This is a genomic window from Planctomycetia bacterium (assembly GCA_034440135.1).
GTDB lineage: Bacteria > Planctomycetota > Planctomycetia > Pirellulales > JALHLM01 > JALHLM01.
On record JAWXBP010000329.1, the window covers coordinates 15,145 to 30,389 of the forward strand.

The 15,245-nt window shown below is 61.3% G+C and carries 11 protein-coding genes; 5 read left to right on the plus strand and 6 right to left on the minus strand.

What is annotated here, in order from left to right:
• Nucleotides 1-8: 8 nt before the first annotated feature.
• Nucleotides 9-3,119 (minus strand): PSD1 and planctomycete cytochrome C domain-containing protein, encoded by a 3,111-nt coding sequence (locus SGJ19_19820; GenBank protein ID MDZ4782501.1) that lies wholly within the window; start codon nucleotides 3,117-3,119, stop codon nucleotides 9-11.
• Nucleotides 3,120-4,091: 972 nt separating this feature from the next.
• On the opposite strand from SGJ19_19820, the gene ppdK reads away from it, so the two are divergent.
• Complete coding sequence (gene ppdK, locus SGJ19_19825) at nucleotides 4,092-6,740, plus strand: pyruvate, phosphate dikinase (GenBank protein ID MDZ4782502.1); 2,649 nt, start codon at nucleotides 4,092-4,094, stop codon at nucleotides 6,738-6,740.
• Nucleotides 6,741-7,031: 291 nt separating this feature from the next.
• On the opposite strand, the gene SGJ19_19830 is transcribed toward ppdK, so the two are convergent.
• From SGJ19_19830 to SGJ19_19840, 3 genes are all read right to left on the minus strand, one after another.
• Nucleotides 7,032-7,415, minus strand: coding sequence for a hypothetical protein (locus tag SGJ19_19830; protein ID MDZ4782503.1), 384 nt, complete (start codon nucleotides 7,413-7,415; stop codon nucleotides 7,032-7,034).
• A gap of 105 nt (nucleotides 7,416-7,520) precedes the next feature.
• Nucleotides 7,521-8,540 carry an adenosyl-hopene transferase HpnH gene (gene hpnH, locus SGJ19_19835; GenBank protein ID MDZ4782504.1) on the minus strand — a complete coding sequence of 340 codons (1,020 nt, stop codon included), beginning with the start codon at nucleotides 8,538-8,540 and terminating at the stop codon, nucleotides 7,521-7,523.
• 224 nt (nucleotides 8,541-8,764) lie between these two features.
• Nucleotides 8,765-10,888 carry a terpene cyclase/mutase family protein gene (locus SGJ19_19840; protein MDZ4782505.1) on the minus strand — a complete coding sequence of 708 codons (2,124 nt, stop codon included), beginning with the start codon at nucleotides 10,886-10,888 and terminating at the stop codon, nucleotides 8,765-8,767.
• 274 nt (nucleotides 10,889-11,162) lie between these two features.
• On the opposite strand from SGJ19_19840, the gene SGJ19_19845 reads away from it, so the two are divergent.
• Together SGJ19_19845 and SGJ19_19850 are read left to right on the plus strand one after the other, a co-directional pair.
• Complete coding sequence (locus SGJ19_19845) at nucleotides 11,163-11,375, plus strand: type II toxin-antitoxin system HicB family antitoxin (GenBank protein MDZ4782506.1); 213 nt, start codon at nucleotides 11,163-11,165, stop codon at nucleotides 11,373-11,375.
• A complete protein-coding gene (locus SGJ19_19850; protein MDZ4782507.1) occupies nucleotides 11,372-11,596 on the plus strand; it encodes a type II toxin-antitoxin system HicA family toxin in 225 nt (74 codons plus the stop codon). Before SGJ19_19845 ends, SGJ19_19850 begins: the two co-directional genes overlap by 4 nt.
• A 38-nt stretch (nucleotides 11,597-11,634) precedes the next feature.
• On the opposite strand, the gene SGJ19_19855 is transcribed toward SGJ19_19850, so the two are convergent.
• Nucleotides 11,635-12,036 carry a ribonuclease domain-containing protein gene (locus SGJ19_19855; protein MDZ4782508.1) on the minus strand — a complete coding sequence of 134 codons (402 nt, stop codon included), beginning with the start codon at nucleotides 12,034-12,036 and terminating at the stop codon, nucleotides 11,635-11,637.
• A 68-nt stretch (nucleotides 12,037-12,104) separates the two neighbouring features.
• On the opposite strand from SGJ19_19855, the gene SGJ19_19860 reads away from it, so the two are divergent.
• The gene (locus tag SGJ19_19860) at nucleotides 12,105-12,434 is read left to right on the plus strand and encodes a hypothetical protein (protein ID MDZ4782509.1); all 330 of its coding nucleotides are present in this window, start codon (nucleotides 12,105-12,107) and stop codon (nucleotides 12,432-12,434) included.
• An 891-nt stretch (nucleotides 12,435-13,325) separates the two neighbouring features.
• On the opposite strand, the gene SGJ19_19865 is transcribed toward SGJ19_19860, so the two are convergent.
• Nucleotides 13,326-14,594 (minus strand): hypothetical protein, encoded by a 1,269-nt coding sequence (locus tag SGJ19_19865; GenBank protein MDZ4782510.1) that lies wholly within the window; start codon nucleotides 14,592-14,594, stop codon nucleotides 13,326-13,328.
• A 275-nt stretch (nucleotides 14,595-14,869) separates the two neighbouring features.
• On the opposite strand from SGJ19_19865, the gene SGJ19_19870 reads away from it, so the two are divergent.
• Nucleotides 14,870-15,245 (plus strand): hypothetical protein (locus tag SGJ19_19870; GenBank protein ID MDZ4782511.1); only part of this gene is annotated, 376 nt, incomplete at its 3' end.

Below are 15,245 nucleotides of genomic sequence, written 5' to 3' on the forward strand. Positions count from 1 at the left end.
GCGGCGCCCTATTCCACGTAGGCGAATTCGTTCAGTCCGAAGAGAATCTGGCAGTAATCCGCCATCGCGGTGCGCCGCGGAGTGGGGTTTCCTGCGGCGCTGTAGGCGGCTGTTTGCGCTTCGATGAAGCGCACCGCCGCGGCGAGCTCAGTTTCGTCCAGTTCGCGGCAGAGTGCCAGGCGGTGAGCGTTCTGGATGGCGGCTTCGCTCGCGACTTGATCATCCGGCAGGACTTTGCCAGCGAACGCCACGGCCCAGGCTCGGACCTGGGCGTTGTTCATAATGGTGAGCGCCTGCGGCGCTACCGTCGTGGTGGCCCGGCGTCCAAGACCAGCCAGGGCGTCCGGCGCGTCGAACGAAAGCATCATCGGCACGAGCTTGCTGCGCTTCACGGTGAAGTAGATGCTCCGCCGACGGTGCGATTCGTCGAGCGTACCTGGGCCGAATATCGTGCTGTCGAGCGCGCCGCTCACCGCGAGCATTTGATCGCGCAGAATTTCGGCTTCCAAGCGGCGCGGGACGTGTCGCCAAACAAGCTTGTTATCCCGATCGATCGACGCCTTGGCGGCGTCGGCGAGTGCGTCCTGTTGATAGGCCGCGCTGGCCATCATTAAGCGATGCAGCGGCTTCAATTGCCAGTCGTTGCGAATCAACTCTCCCGCCAGCCAATCGAGCAAATCCGGATGTGTGGGCGGCTCGCCCCGCGTGCCGAAATCGCTCGGCGTGGCGACGATGCCGCGCCCGAAGTGATGTTGCCAGAGGCGATTCACGATCACCCGCGCCAGCAAGTGCCCCGCGCCGTGATCGACGTCGGTCATCCATTCGGCGAGCGCCCGGCGGCGATAGGAAGTGTGCGCTCCGTCTGGCGGGGCGACGAACCAGTGTTCCGGACCTTCGCCGGCGTCGGACGTGACTTGAATGAAGCCTGGCTCCGCGACGGCGACCTTATCATTTGAATTGCCGCGCTTGAGGAAATGCGTCGCTTCGAGAAAATCGCCGCCTTGCGTATGCAAGCGCACGGCGGGGACGCCTTCGCTGGAGATCAGCACTTTTTCCAGCCGAGGTTTCGGTTCGGCCAAGAGAAGTTCGCGCATCGGCTTACGCAGGGCTTGCCAGCCGGCGTCGCGCCATTTGTACCAATCGAGCAGCACTTGCCATTCGTCCGGCGAACGCTGCGCCGCGGGAATTCGCAGTAACCTTGAGATCTCGCCGGGAATGGCGTTCCCTTCGAGTCCCACCGGCCGCGGCGCGGTGCTCGTCGACAAACGCAATCGGCCGATGCTGTGTCCGGAGTTGTTCTCGAATTTGAGCGTTAATGACCAGCGGACAGGGCCCGTCGTCGCCAGGTCGTCCGCGAATTGCAACACCAAAGCATGGTCCTGGCCAATCTTTCCGTCCACTGCCCAGGCGGATTTTGCGTCATCGTCAATGGTCGCGGCGGCGGGCAAGCCTTCTTGTGCGTGCGTCGCGACGGCGCGATCGAAACGCACTTCTGTCGGCGCGGCATCGCCACTCGCCGGCGCACTTTGAAGCGAAACGGTCGACAGTGCAAAGTTGCCGTTCGCCGCTCGGCCGGGGCCATGCTGCGGGAGTGACTCGTGCGCGAGCGCCTCAAGACGCAAGGACGTCACACCGGCAAGCTCCGCCACGCCAGACACGGTGTAGGTTTCGCTCTCGCCTGGCGCACCTTCGATCACCAGCGAACCGTCTTCCAACGGCTTCGAGGTCGCTCCGCCCGCGGAAGTGAATTGCTCGATCGACAGCGCTTGCCATGGCACAGGCGGTTTCGCACTGGTTTGAGCCCGTTCCCAGTCGGCGAACTTGGCCGGCAATTCCGTAAGCTCATACACTTCGATTGCGTTTCTGCGCGGCGCGAGCAACTGGTCGAACTCCTGCCGCGCCTTCGCGTAGGCCTCGGGTTCGAAATTCAATTCCTGCTCGCTACGCACCGTGGTCGTGAAGTTGGCCACCATGCGGTAGTAGTCGCGCTGCGGCAGCGGGTCGAACTTGTGGTCGTGGCACCGGGCGCAGCCCAATGTCAGCCCGAACATGGCGGTTGTGGTCGTGCCGACGATGTCGTCCAACTCGTCGTAGCGGTGTTTTTCGACTTCGTTTTTCGTGATCTGCGTGGCGTGCACACCGGCCGCGAGGAAGCCCGTGGCCATCATCGCCAGCGGATTCTCCGGTTCGTATTCGTCCCCGGCGAGTTGCCATTTCACAAACGTGTTGAACGGCAAGTCGGCGTTGAACGCGCGGATCACGAAGTCGCGGTAATGAAACGCATACGGACGATCGTAGTCGTGCTCGAAGCCATGGCTCTCGGCGAACCGCGCCACGTCGAGCCAATGCCGCGCCCAGCGCTCGCCGAAGTGCGCGTTTTCGAGCAAGCGATCGATCAACTTGTCGTAAGCGTCCGGTGATGCATCCGCCAGAAACGCGTCCACTTCCTCCGGCGTCGGCGGCAGGCCGATCAAATCCAAGTACGCGCGGCGAATCAACACGCGGCGATCGGCCGGCGCGTTCGGCGTCAGCCCCTGTGCGCGCTGTTTTTCCAAGATGAACTTGTCGATCGGCGTGCGGGACCAGTTGTCGTCCGCGAACTCCGGCGGCGAAACATCGTGCAACCGCTGGAACGACCAATGCTGCCGCGATTCGGCCGGCACGACACGCTCCGTCCAAGGCGTGGCGTCCTCCTCCGTGCGCAGCGGCTTGTCATACGGCGCGCCGCGGTCGATCCATTCCACAACCCAGGCGATCTCCTCCTCGGTCAACTTGTCCCCTTCCTCCGGCATCTTCGGCTCTTCCTCGTGCCGCAAGAGCTTGACGAGCCGGCTCGACGAACCTTGCCCGACGGCCAACACCTCGCCCCCAACTCCGCCCTTGAGTAGCCCTTCGCGGGTCGTCAGGTCGAACTCCGACTCGGTCGCGTCGCCCCCATGGCACATCACACAGCGATGGGCCAACAGTTCCCGCAGATGGCCTTGAAACAGGGCCAGGCCGGCGGGGTCGACGGCCGGCTCACCAGCGGCCGGCGTGACCGAGACGGTGTCGTCCGCCAAAACTGGGCGGCCCGTCGCCAGGACGAAGAGAATCGCGAGAAATCGTCCGAAATGGACCATGCAAAGACGCCTGGAACAACAGGTCAGGGGCGGGGCTTCTGGAACCAGTCTAATCCATCCGCCACGTTGTGGCACGTGTCTCCCGACCGTGCCACCGGTCCGACCGAAGGTCTCCAGTATCGGACGTCACCAAGCCCGTCGTGGTACGGTCGGGAGACCGTACCACAACAGAGTACTGGCGGCCTTCTTCGTGTTGACCGCATACGGGAAATCGCGTATCCCACGCTCTTAACCGCCCGGCCGAGGGAGCATTTCCAATGCGTGGTTTCATTGCGGTAACGTTACTACTACTCCCAGGCTGTGCGGCAATCGCCAAAGATTCGGCAGCTACCACACCGATCCGGTCGTCACGCCGCGACCCAAAGGTCGATGATCCGTGGGAAAGTCCTAACGGCTGGGTCGATAAGACATTTACGCTTAGGGATTGCTTCTCTGGTTGCTGCGAGCTGCTCAAACGGCCGTGGTCAAACTAACTCAGCTTTACAGGTTGCGGCACGTGTGTCCCGACCGTGCTACCGGCCCGACCGAAGGTCTTCAATGTCGGACGCTAGAAAGCCCGCCGTGATCATCGAGCGAGAACGAGCGCGGCAATCGCTGCAAAACCGGCTGCGATTGGCCACTTCGCCTTGTTCCACTCACGAATTGAGTAAGTGACGACTGAAATTCCAGTCAGCAGCAGCCATGGATCGCTTACGTATCCGTCGCGCACAGCGAGCCAGTGAAGCCAAAACAGAGATGTCAGGAGCACCAAGATTGAGATTACGACAGGCAACATGACCCCATTAGACCGCCTCCGAGTTCGAGGGCAAACGCTTGTTTCGGGCCCTCAACCAATCCTTGACGCCCCCTCCGGCCCTAGTTAGACTGCCCAGCTTATTCAAAACTGGACCTTCTCCCGCTGGGCGAAATCACGATCGGCGTTTGGGCCGGTCCCGGGCGGATTTTCTCGATTGCAAGCGAAAGAACCAAGCGATGGCCAAGAAGCACAAGCGCGTCTACTACTTCGGCAAGACCAAGGCCGAAGGCGATAGGTCCATGAAGCTCCTCTTGGGGGGCAAAGGGGCCAATCTGGCCGAAATGACCTCGATCGGCCTGCCGGTTCCCCCGGGCTTCACGATCACGACCGAGACCTGCGCCGAGTACTACGAAGTCGGCGAGAAGTTCCCGGACGGCTTGCTGGACGAAGTGAAGGCCAACGTCGCCATGCTCGAAAAAGAGAGCGGCAAGAAGTTCGGCTCGGATAAAGACCCGCTGCTGGTTTCGGTCCGCTCCGGCGCGGCTGCCAGCATGCCTGGCATGATGGACACGGTGCTCAACCTGGGTCTGAACGACAAGGCGGTCGTGGGCCTGGAAGCGATGTCCAAGAATCGCCGCTTTGCCCTGGACGCCTATCGCCGGCTGATCAACATGTTCGGCGACGTAGTGATGGGCGTGCATCATGAGCACTTCGAGGCGGAATTCGACCGCATCAAGAAGAAGCACAAGGTGCAACTCGACACCGACCTCGGCGTCGAAGGCCTGGCGGAACTGGTCGAGGCCTACAAGAAGGTTTATCAAAAACACACCGGCGAGTCGTTCCCGCAGGATCCGTACCAGCAACTGGAGAAATCGGTCGGCGCGGTGTTCGCCAGTTGGAACGCTCCGCGGGCGCTGTCGTACCGGCAGATCAATGAGATCAGCGGCTTGAAGGGCACCGGCGTCAACGTGCAGTTGATGGTGTTCGGCAACATGGGCGAGGATTCCGGCACCGGCGTCGCCTTCACGCGAGATCCCTCGACGGGCAAGAACGAGTTCTACGGCGAATTCCTCGTGAACGCTCAGGGCGAAGACGTCGTGGCCGGCATCCGCACGCCGCAACCAGTCATCGAAATGAAGAAGTGGCGTCCGAAGGTTCACAAGCAATTGATCGAGATCAAGGACAAGCTGGAAAAGCATTACAAGGAAATGCAGGACTTCGAGTTCACTATCGAACGCGACGTGCTGTACATGCTCCAAACGCGCAGCGGCAAGCGGACCGGCGCTGCGGCGGTGAGGATCGCCTGCGACATGGTCAAGGAAAAGCTGATTCCGGAGACGGAAGGCGTGCTCCGCGTGCCGCCGAACGACTTGAATCAATTGTTGCTGCCGTCGTTCGATCCCAAGGCTAAGCGCATCGTGTTGACGAAGGGCCTGCCAGCATCGCCGGGCGCGGCGGTCGGCAAGTTGTCGTTCACGGCCTCCGACGCGACCGATCGCACGCACGCGGGCGAAGCGGTGATCCTGGTCCGCAAAGAAACCAGCCCGGAAGACGTCGAAGGCATGCACGCGGCGAAGGGGATTCTCACCAGCACCGGCGGCATGACGAGTCATGCGGCGGTCGTCGCCCGCGGTTGGGGCAAGCCCTGCGTGTGCGGCGCCGGCGAGATCCAGATTGATGAAAAGAAGCGGACCATCGTCGTCGGCGATCGCAAGTTCGGCGAAGGAGACGTAATCTCCCTCGACGGCGGCACCGGCGAAGTGATGGCCGGCTCGGTCCCCACGCAGGCCCCGAGCATGTCGGGCGACTTCGCCACGTTGATGAAGTGGGCCGACAAGTACCGCACGCTCAAGATTCGCACCAACGCGGATACGCCGGAAGATTCCGAGCGCGCCCGCGGCTTCGGCGCGGAAGGGATCGGCCTTTGCCGCACGGAACACATGTTCTTCGGCGGGGACCGCATCGCGGCGATGCGAGAGATGATCGTGGCCTCGACCGTGGAAGACCGCCGCAAGGCGCTGGCCAAGTTGCTGCCGTTCCAGCGGGCGGACTTCATTGGCATCTTCACCGCCATGAAGGGCCTGCCGGTCACGGTGCGGTTGCTCGATCCGCCGTTGCATGAATTCCTGCCGCACGACGCGGCGACGCAAGCCGAACTGGCGCAGATGATCGGCGTCAAACCCGCGGTCATCAAGCAACGCGTGCAGCAGTTGCACGAGATGAACCCGATGCTCGGCCACCGCGGCTGCCGGTTGGCGGTGACGTATCCCGAAATCCTCGAGATGCAGGTCACGGCCATCGTCGAAGCGGCCATGCACTGCAAGCAGAAAAAGATCGACGCGCATCCGGAGATCATGATTCCGCTCGTCGGCACGGCGAAGGAATTGTCATCGCTGCGGAAGCTGACCGAGAAGACCATCGAAGCCGTGAAGAAACAGCACAAGTTCACGGGCAAGCTCGATATCTTGATCGGCACGATGATCGAGATTCCCCGCGCGGCGCTGACGGCGGATCAAATCGCCGAACACGCCGACTTCTTCAGCTTCGGCACCAACGACCTCACGCAGATGACGTTCGGCTTCAGCCGCGACGACATCAACACCTTCCTGCCGGACTACCTCAAGCAGGAACTGCTGGAAAAAGACCCGTTCCAGACGCTCGACATTTCGGGCGTGGGCCAACTGGTGGAGATGGGCGTCCACAAGGGCCGCAAGACGAAGAAGGACCTCAAGGTCGGCATCTGCGGCGAACACGGCGGCGACCCGGCGTCGATCGCCTTCTGCCACAAGACCGGCCTGGACTACGTCAGCTGCTCGCCATTCCGCGTCCCGGTAGCCCGCCTCGCCGCGGCGCAAGCGGTGATTCGAGCGAGTGGGAAGAAGTAGAAATCATCGCCGCGAACGTGATTCAACAAGCAAAGCCGCCGTGAAGCTCACGGCGGCCTTTTTGTTTGGCGTCTCGTTCAAGTAGGTCAGGCAAATCGCGCCCAACGCTCGCCAGGTCGACTAAAATATCCGCGCACAACGCACACGATTCCATACTCTCGGGATTGCCTGACAGGAGTGGACGCCGCGATCATGTCAGGCAATCCCGATGCGCGCCGACAGCGGCCATTGATGGCGACGGCTCATGTTGTGCCGGGATTTTCCAGGATGGATTTTGCCTGACCTACTGGACTAAGGTCCAATAAACTCGTTGAAGACCTTTACGTCGGTCACGCCATCCGAGGTAAACACAACGTCGACGATATCCACACAAGTAACAAGTCCACTTTGCCTGGTCCGTGTGCAATCAAGGTAGTCGACGTTCTCTATGGTTCCCTTCACGACTTCGCCACTTGCGCGAAGCTCCTCGAACTTGAGCGTCGAGTTTTTCTGGACGCGGCAAGTAAACCCTTCCGCCGTCAGCAGCGATTGCGCTGCTTCCACGCTTGTTCCAACCGGAATGCTGTACTTGATGGCGTAAATCGACAAAGTAGACTTGCGCTCGGCAAGGGAGCCGGGCAGGAGCGAATTCATGTCGGCGGCACAGCCGACAGTCGCCATAATCGCAGCGATCAAATACGGAAACCTATTCACGCAAGCACCCTCGAAGAGTGACGCAAGAGCTAAGCGCTTCCCCCTCAGCGTCTCCGCCCCTCAGCGGTTCAAAACGCGATTGACCCTTTACGTCAACTGCCACACCGCCATCTTCAGCGAATCCCCCAGCCGGCGGTTCACTCCTAACACTGCCGCGGGTTCGAAGCCGCAGTGGACCAGGCAGTGTTCGCAGCGCGGGTCTTTGCCGCGGCCGAGCGCGTTCCAGTCGGTTTGCTCGATCAGGTCGCGGTAGGTTTTGTAGTGCCGGTTCGTGATCAGGTAACACGGGCCCTTCCAGCCGCGGACGTTGCGAGTGGGGTTCGCCCAGGCGGCGCACTTGAGATCGCGCTCGCCGCGAAGGAATTCGAGATAGATGGGCGACGTGTTGAGTTTGAACTGCTTGAGCAGGTCTTTGCCGGCGCGAAATTTGGCGTGGACGTCGTCGCGGGTCATGAAGATCTGCTGCGCGCCTTCGGGATTGGTCTTCTGCACGGCGTCGTAACCGTAGGCGGGGCTGAGCATGAAGCCGTCGACGCCCAGTTCGGTGAGATACGCGTATAGCACCGCGATCTCGTTCATGTCGGTTTCTTTGTAGATCGTCGTGTTCGTGCAGACCAGGAAGCCGGCCTGTTTCGCGGCCTTGATCCCTTCGATTGCTTCCTGGAACACGCCTTCGCGCTCGACGGCCAGGTCGTGCGACTTTTCCATGCCATCCAAGTGGACGTTAAAGAAGAACCGGCTCGTCGGCTTGAAGCCGGCGAGTTTCTTCTTGATGAACATCCCGTTCGTGCAGAGATAGATGTGCTTTTTGCGCTCCAAAATCTTGGCGACGAGTTCTTCGAGGCCAGGATAAATCATCGGCTCGCCGCCGCAGATGCTCACTACTGGCGCGCCGCATTCATCGACCGCGGCCAGGCATTCTTCGACGGTCAGCTTGTCCTTGATCGTGTTGGCGTACTCGCGAATCCGCCCGCAGCCGGTGCAAGTCAGGTTGCAGGCGTGCAGCGGCTCGAGCATCAGCACCAAGGGAAACCGCGGCTCGCCGCTCAGTTTCTTCTTGAGCAAGTACGTGGCCATCGTGCTGGTGAGCGAGAGCGGGAAGCGCATGGCAGGCCGTAGGTGATGGAGGTGGAGTAGTAAGTATCGTAGGGCGGGCGATGCGCGCGTTGGGTGGTTGGTGTTATTCCGCTTCGCAACTCGTACCGCGATTTGCTTCAACGGGTAAGGTCCGCCGTGGCGCGCTAAGGCGGGCCTTACGTTTTTGTTGTGGAGCGGTTCCCATCTTTCGGGCTTGGATGCATGGCGACGGTTTCCTTCGCGCGCGGCCCGCCCTACGGCTGTTGGCTTGCAATCGCGATTTTGACTCTTGGTTCCGGGCTCTTCGCGCTTTCCGCGCGGGCATATTGCGCCAGTGCCATCAGCGGGAAATAGATTGGGTACAGGTGATACCGCAGATAGAACACGCGCGGGAAACCGGTGCCGGTGAATTCGGGCTCGTCCCAGCGGCCGTCGTTGTTTTGGGTTTCGATCAGGTAGCGCACGCCGCGCGCGACCGACGGATGATCGTGCCTGCCGGCCGCCAATAATCCCAGCAGCGCCCAGGCGGTTTGCGAGGCGGTCGTCGCACCTTGGCCGCGCAGATGCGGTTCCGCATAACTGTCGGCCGATTCGCCCCAGCCGCCGGAGGATTGCTGGTGCGCGATCAACCAGTTTACGCCTGCGACGATGAGCGGATCGTTTTCCGGTACGCCGACCGCACGCAGGCCCGTGATGACTTGCCACGTGCCGTAGATGTAGTTCACGCCCCAGCGGCCAAACCATGCGCCGTCGGCTTCTTGCGTGGCGCGGAGATATTTCACTGCGCGATCGACGGCCGGATTTCCGACGCGGCGACCCAGGCAGGCGAGCGCTTCCAATACGCGCGCCGCCAAATCGGGCGAGCTGGGGTCGATCATGGCGTTGTGATCGGCGAACGGCACGTGGCAGAGGAATTCGCTCGTGTTGTCGCGATCGAAGGCGCCCCAACCGCCGTCTTTGTTTTGCATGCCGAGCAACCAGCGCTCGGCCCGGGCGATCGCGCCGGTGGTGCGATCGAGCGTCGCCGCGAGATGCGTCGACGGGCGTTCCGCTTCATCCCGAAAGCGCAATGCGTAGCCTGCCGGCAGCGGCTGCGTTTCGCCGTCCTCGAACTGCCGCCAGAGGGCCATGATGACCATCGCCGTGTCGTCGCAGTCGGGATAGAAATCGTTGTTGTGCTCGAAACACCAGCCGCCGGCCGGGCTGTCGCTGCGTGCGGCCCAATCGCCGCGCTTGGTGACTTCGCGATCGAGCAACCACTCGACGCCGCGCTGGACGGCCGGATGATCGCCCGGCAAACCCGCGTCGGCCAAGGCGCGGAGGGCGATGCCCGTGTCCCACACCGGCGACTTGCACGGTTGCAGCCGCACGGCGCCGTCTTCCTCGATCACCAACCCTTCGAGCTGTTCGAGGCAATACTTCATCTCGGGGCGATCGTCCGAATAACCCAACGATCGCAACGCGATGATGCTCCAGACCATTGGCGGGAAGATCGCGCCCAGGCCGTCGCTGCCGGCGAAACGGTCGATCATCCAACGTTCCGCCGTGGCCAGCGCCTTGCCGCGCGCGGGCACCCAGCCTTGGCGCTCCAGGAACTTGAGCCCGCGATCGACGGCGCGGAAGCAGCGATCCCAACTCAACAGGCCCGTGCCGCCGGTCATTCCCGGACAACGCAGCGCGGGCCAATCCTCGGGTTGCTTCAGGAACAACTCGCGGATGCCGAATTCCGGCGCAACTTCGCGCAACGGCCGGCACGCCCACATGATCGACAGCGGGACGATGATCGTCCGGCTCCAGGCGCTCACTTTGGTGAGATTCACCGGGAACCACTTCGGCAGCAGCACCGCCTCGGGCGGCACCGCCGGGCATTGGTCGTAAGAGATCTGTCCCAAGAGCGCGAGATAGAATCGCGTGAAGCTGTTCACCGCGTCGGCCCCGCCATGGCTGAGTACGCAGGCGCGGGCGCGGCGCATGGCCTCGGTGCTGGGGTCGTGCCCGGTGAGCTTGAGGGCGAAGTACGCCTTGACCGTGGCGCTGATATCGATCGGCCCGCCGGGATACTGCGCCCAGCCGCCGGCCTCGGTTTGTTGCTGGAGGATGTAGCGTGCCGCGGCTTCCGCCCGAGGGCCGCGTTCCTGCCCCAAGAAGGCGAGCAGGAGAATGTATTCGCTTTCGAGGATCGTGTCCCCTTCCAACTCGCCGACCCAGTAGCCGTCGGCGTGTTGTTGGGCCAGCAACCACTCCCGGGTCCGCACCACGGCTCGCCGCAGGCCAGCCAGTCGGTCCACGGAGGTCGCGGAAGAAGCGTCGGAATGTAAACAGGTCTCGGCGTCCGGCCCATCCATGGGCAAGAGCCGCAAATGCAGCGTGGCGGTCATCCTTGAACTCGCTACAGCGGGGTTTCGCAGCAGGCGTCATCCTGACGCCAGGGCCTGGTCACGGGAAACCGGGCGGACGAGCAATGTAAGCCGCCGGGGGAGCGTGGGGCAAGAGCAGAAGGGGTGGGTGCTAGCTTGCTGGCATGATTCGCGCTCGCGGTCCTCAGTTCCGTCTGTAGCCGGTCTCTGTGAGGCCGGCCGGAGAGGACGTTGATCTCTCATCGAGCGTGGCACCTTCGCAAAAGCTATAATCTGAACTCGGAGGACTCCATTGATGCGATATCGAGTACTGATCGAACAAGACGAAGACGGCGTGTTCGTGGCGAATTGCCCCACGCTGCCGGGTTGCGTGAGCCAGGGCGCCACGCGCGCCGAAGCGGTGACGAACATCAAAGACGCCATCGCCGGCTACGTTGCCAGCCTGGAGAAGCACGGCGAACCGATTCCACCGTCGATCTGGGAAGAGACAGTGGAGGTTGGGCCGTGACGAAGCTGCCGGTGGTCTCGGCTCGAGAAGCAGTGAAGGCCTTCGAGCAACTTGGTTGCGAAGTCGACCATCAGACCGGCAGCCATGTTATCCTTCGCCAAACCGAGGCGCCACACCGACGTTTGACGGTGCCGAACCACGCGGAGCTTGCCAAAGGCACTTTGCGCAGCCTGATTCGAGAGGCGGGGATATCGGTGGCGGAGTTTTGCGATTTGCTGTAGCGCCGGGCGCCCCGCGTCGTTGCTGCAATTGTTCGATCTCAAGGAGTAAACAGCACGACGAATTGCTCGTAGTGGTCGGGCGAATAGTAGACGTTCCCGAGCTGGCTAACGACGATACGGCCGGAGTCATCTCGATGTCGTGCGTAGAATTTGACGTAGTAGTCGGACCACCGCTGCATTGGTGGCAGATCTCGCTGCGTGTTTCGGAACTCTTTTCCATCATTGTCTCCCAAATACTGTTCGGCGAGGACTCGACGAATTGCGTACACCACGCCGATGCCAATCCACCACGGATGGTCTGCGATTGATTTGAGGCATTTTTGCAGCCCGGCGCGTGCGCGTCGATCGAGCGGAACCCGGTCAAAATGACAATGCAGTACGACCATTTTCAATCTCCTTGAAGTGGTTTGAGAAGTGCCAACGAAAAAAGGGCCGCCCACGATGGGCGGCCCTTTGACCTCTGATGGCTGGATGTGTTTGCGTCGAGCGCGCGGCTACGGCTCAGCGCATGAAAAAAGCCGCGGTTGCGGCTGTTGGTTCAACGAGGGATGCGGCCTGTATGCCGTCAGCCTTCCTGACGTCGCTCGTCCTCTTCGACCAATTGGATGAGTTGGATGCAAACGGATGCGGCGAACCCGTCGTGTTGCACATCACGAAGAGCGACAAGGATTGCGACGAGCAGCTGGCGCACGTCGCCCCAATCCAACGCGAGATTGACATTGTCGCTAAGATTCTTCGCGCGAAATCGAAATGCAGAACTTCGCATAGCCATCAAGCGCGACCGATTGCGCATTGGCAAGCGAAACGTCGAGAACTCGGAGCATATTGCTCTCCTTAGAGAAAAGGGAAAATGGCCCAATTGGCAGACAGCCAGATTGGATGAACTCTCACTCGAATTCGGCGAGAGTTCGCAAGAATCTCAAATGAGTACTTGCGCGCACGAGGAGTGTGCAAACGATCAAATTATTTAATTTGATTGTTTGATTTCCGTTCCGCTGTTTAAGTTTGGGCGGAACCCGTCGCGTTTATACGGCGCGCTCCTTCCAGCGCTGCGACGTACCTTTAGCCCCCATTACAAGGGCATGTTGGCCGGTGTAACAACCGCGTGCGGCACCTCGGCTGGGCGAGGCACCCCCTCACGCGGGCGCTACCCCGACGTCAGGATGGTATCGTGCGACTCGCAAGAAGTCAAGCTACGAGCAACTGCTACCTCGATTGCAACGGGGGAGTAATGCTACAGCGTAGAGTCTGTAACTCTTTTCTTGCATAGCTCTAGAGGCTACACACCGGACAATTTAACGGGAGCGTTTATAAGCGCCCTGCCCGTACCTATCAGCTTCCCGCAAGGGTTGCCCGGCATTTCCCCTTGCGGGGACGCCTTGCCCTGCGCCCGGCGTCATGCCTGCGCTATTGGACATATCTCGTAATACCGGCACATGTTGTGCCGCAACGTGAGCCATCGAGGGCGACCAGCACCCAGTGGCACCGCTCAACCCCTCTCCCGGCACCAGCATCATACCGCGCCCCCTTGGTCGGGACCAGTCCACCCGCACGGTCAAACTTCGACACAATTGTTCGGCCGCCAACAACCTGCCTAAGCGTCCATTTCCATCCTATTCAATTCGGCGAGCTATCCCCAGCATTTCCGCGCTAGCATCAATGAAAACGAAGGCCGACGCCGACCTTTCGAATCTGGTTGAATTGCCATTCCCCCCGCCGCTTGCCCCCACTAACTCTGTTTCGCTTTCTCCGAAACCTTCCCAGCGGCTTTCTTGTCCGTGCCGACCAGGGTCTTCAGGTCCTCGAAGGCTTTCATGCTTTTGGTCAAATCGGCGCCCCAGGTTTTCTTGGCGGTTTCGCAATCCTTGGCCACTTTGACCAGGCGGACTAGAATCGGCTTGATTAACTGGTGACCGCGGTTGGCTTTTTCGACGCCGTTGGCGGTGGACGTGGCCTGTTGACGGACTTGTTCCAGGCCGGCGTAGACCTGCTTCGTCTTGCCGGAGACGAGCTTCAATTGGTTGACGACCTGATCCAGGTAGGCGTGTTTGTCATCCATTTTCTGGGACTCGACCACGTTCTTCGTCTTGTTCGCGATGAAGCTGATCAGGTGCCCAGCCGTGTTCTTGTTGCCGAAGACCGCGACAATCCGTTGATACTCGTTTTCCAGTTCGACCGTCGTATCGGTGATCGTTTGCAGCGCCGCTTGTCCGCGACTCGTCGCGCCTTGGACGTTGTTCTGGGCCGCTTGAATCGTGGTATCGGCCACGCGGATCAAGGATTCGGCGCGTTTGATCACGCCTTCCATCTTGGAGAAATTTGCATTGGCCCCCGTCCAGCATTTGCCGGCGATCACAAGCAGTTCTTTGCGCAGATCGCCTTGGGCCGCGTCCGGGGCCTTGGCGAAGTTTCCCGAGCGATGCGGATCCATGACTTGCGTGGTCGTGTCATCAATCATGTTTTGCAGGTCTTGCATCAGTTGCTGGGCGACCTGACGTTCATCGCGAATCCGTTGCATCTCCGCGGCCTGATTTTCCAAAATCTGCTTGGGAACCGCCGCGCAACGGTCTTTGATGTTGGCCACGGAGTCGTCCAGTCGCCCGAGATCGCGCTCCATCGTCTGCAAACGCCGCTTCGTTTCGCCCGGCAGCGCTTCCTTCGCCTGGCGGTACTGATCGACCGCGCGCTGGTCCTGATTCGAAAGCACCGGCGGGTTGTTGCCCCCGCCTTGCTGAATGTCCGCCGCTTCGACCAGGATCAGGTCGGCCACGTGGGCGCTGCCGTCCTTGATTCGCAGCACCATGTCGCCTTTGACCAGGCCCAGCTTGGCGTACGGCGCTTTGTATTTTTTGGGCGTCTGCTTGATGACGTCCTTGACCATCTTTTGGGCGATGGCCGGGATGGGTTTCTTGGTGATCCCCTTGATCGCGCTCCAATCGATTTGATTGAGATCCTCGCACTGGTACTGCTTGTCCGCCTTTTCCATCGTTGCGACCATCGCACTTCTCCTCGACTCGAAAGACTTGATATTTGTGTTGGCGGCGGTTGATAGGCAGCCGTGCGCCTTAGGGCCTCCTCAATATGAATGGGGCCGCAGATGGATTCAACCTGCGCCGTAGGTCGAAAATGTCGGCGCCGTCATGCCGCCAGAAACGCCGTTCCCGGCCGGTTGCCACCTGCCTACCGCCGCCCACGTTCGCAAGGTAGATTATCGGATTCCCTAGGGACTTCCCTCGTTTTGCCACTATTCTGTGTGTTCGAGCCAGTCGCGCCATGAGTGATGCAGCGCAGCCTTCCGCGGGGCCGGATCCGGCCGGGTCGAATGATGTTTCCGACGCCGAGAATTCGGCCCAGTCGTCGGCGCCGAAGCCGGCGCGGATGAAGATCGGATCGCAACGGTTCGAGGCCGAGCGGTTCGCGCCGAAGCCGCCGCCGGTCAGCCTGGCCCCCGTGGCCAAGAGCGCCGAAGCGAAGAGCGGCGCGCCGCCGAAGCAGGGCCGCATGGCGCCGGCAGGGCGCGACGAGGACGAGGAGTCGGCGGACGAGAAGCCGACGGGCGCAGCGATGGGAGACGTCGCGGCGCCGGCAGCGCGGATGCGCAAACTTCCGCCGCCCCGGTTGGAGCGTGGCAACTCGGCGGAATTGGAAC

Bases quoted from the DNA above. Each gene is read 5' to 3' on its own strand.
- SGJ19_19820 (MDZ4782501.1), bottom strand. From the start codon at position 3,119: ATGGTCCATTTCGGACGATTTCTCGCGATTCTCTTCGTCCTGGCGACG.
- ppdK (MDZ4782502.1), top strand. From the start codon at position 4,092: ATGGCCAAGAAGCACAAGCGCGTCTACTACTTCGGCAAGACCAAGGCC.
- hpnH (MDZ4782504.1), bottom strand. From the start codon at position 8,540: ATGCGCTTCCCGCTCTCGCTCACCAGCACGATGGCCACGTACTTGCTC.
- SGJ19_19840 (MDZ4782505.1), bottom strand. From the start codon at position 10,888: ATGACCGCCACGCTGCATTTGCGGCTCTTGCCCATGGATGGGCCGGAC.
- SGJ19_19845 (MDZ4782506.1), top strand. From the start codon at position 11,163: ATGCGATATCGAGTACTGATCGAACAAGACGAAGACGGCGTGTTCGTG.
- SGJ19_19860 (MDZ4782509.1), top strand. From the start codon at position 12,105: ATGAAAAAAGCCGCGGTTGCGGCTGTTGGTTCAACGAGGGATGCGGCC.
- SGJ19_19865 (MDZ4782510.1), bottom strand. From the start codon at position 14,594: ATGGTCGCAACGATGGAAAAGGCGGACAAGCAGTACCAGTGCGAGGAT.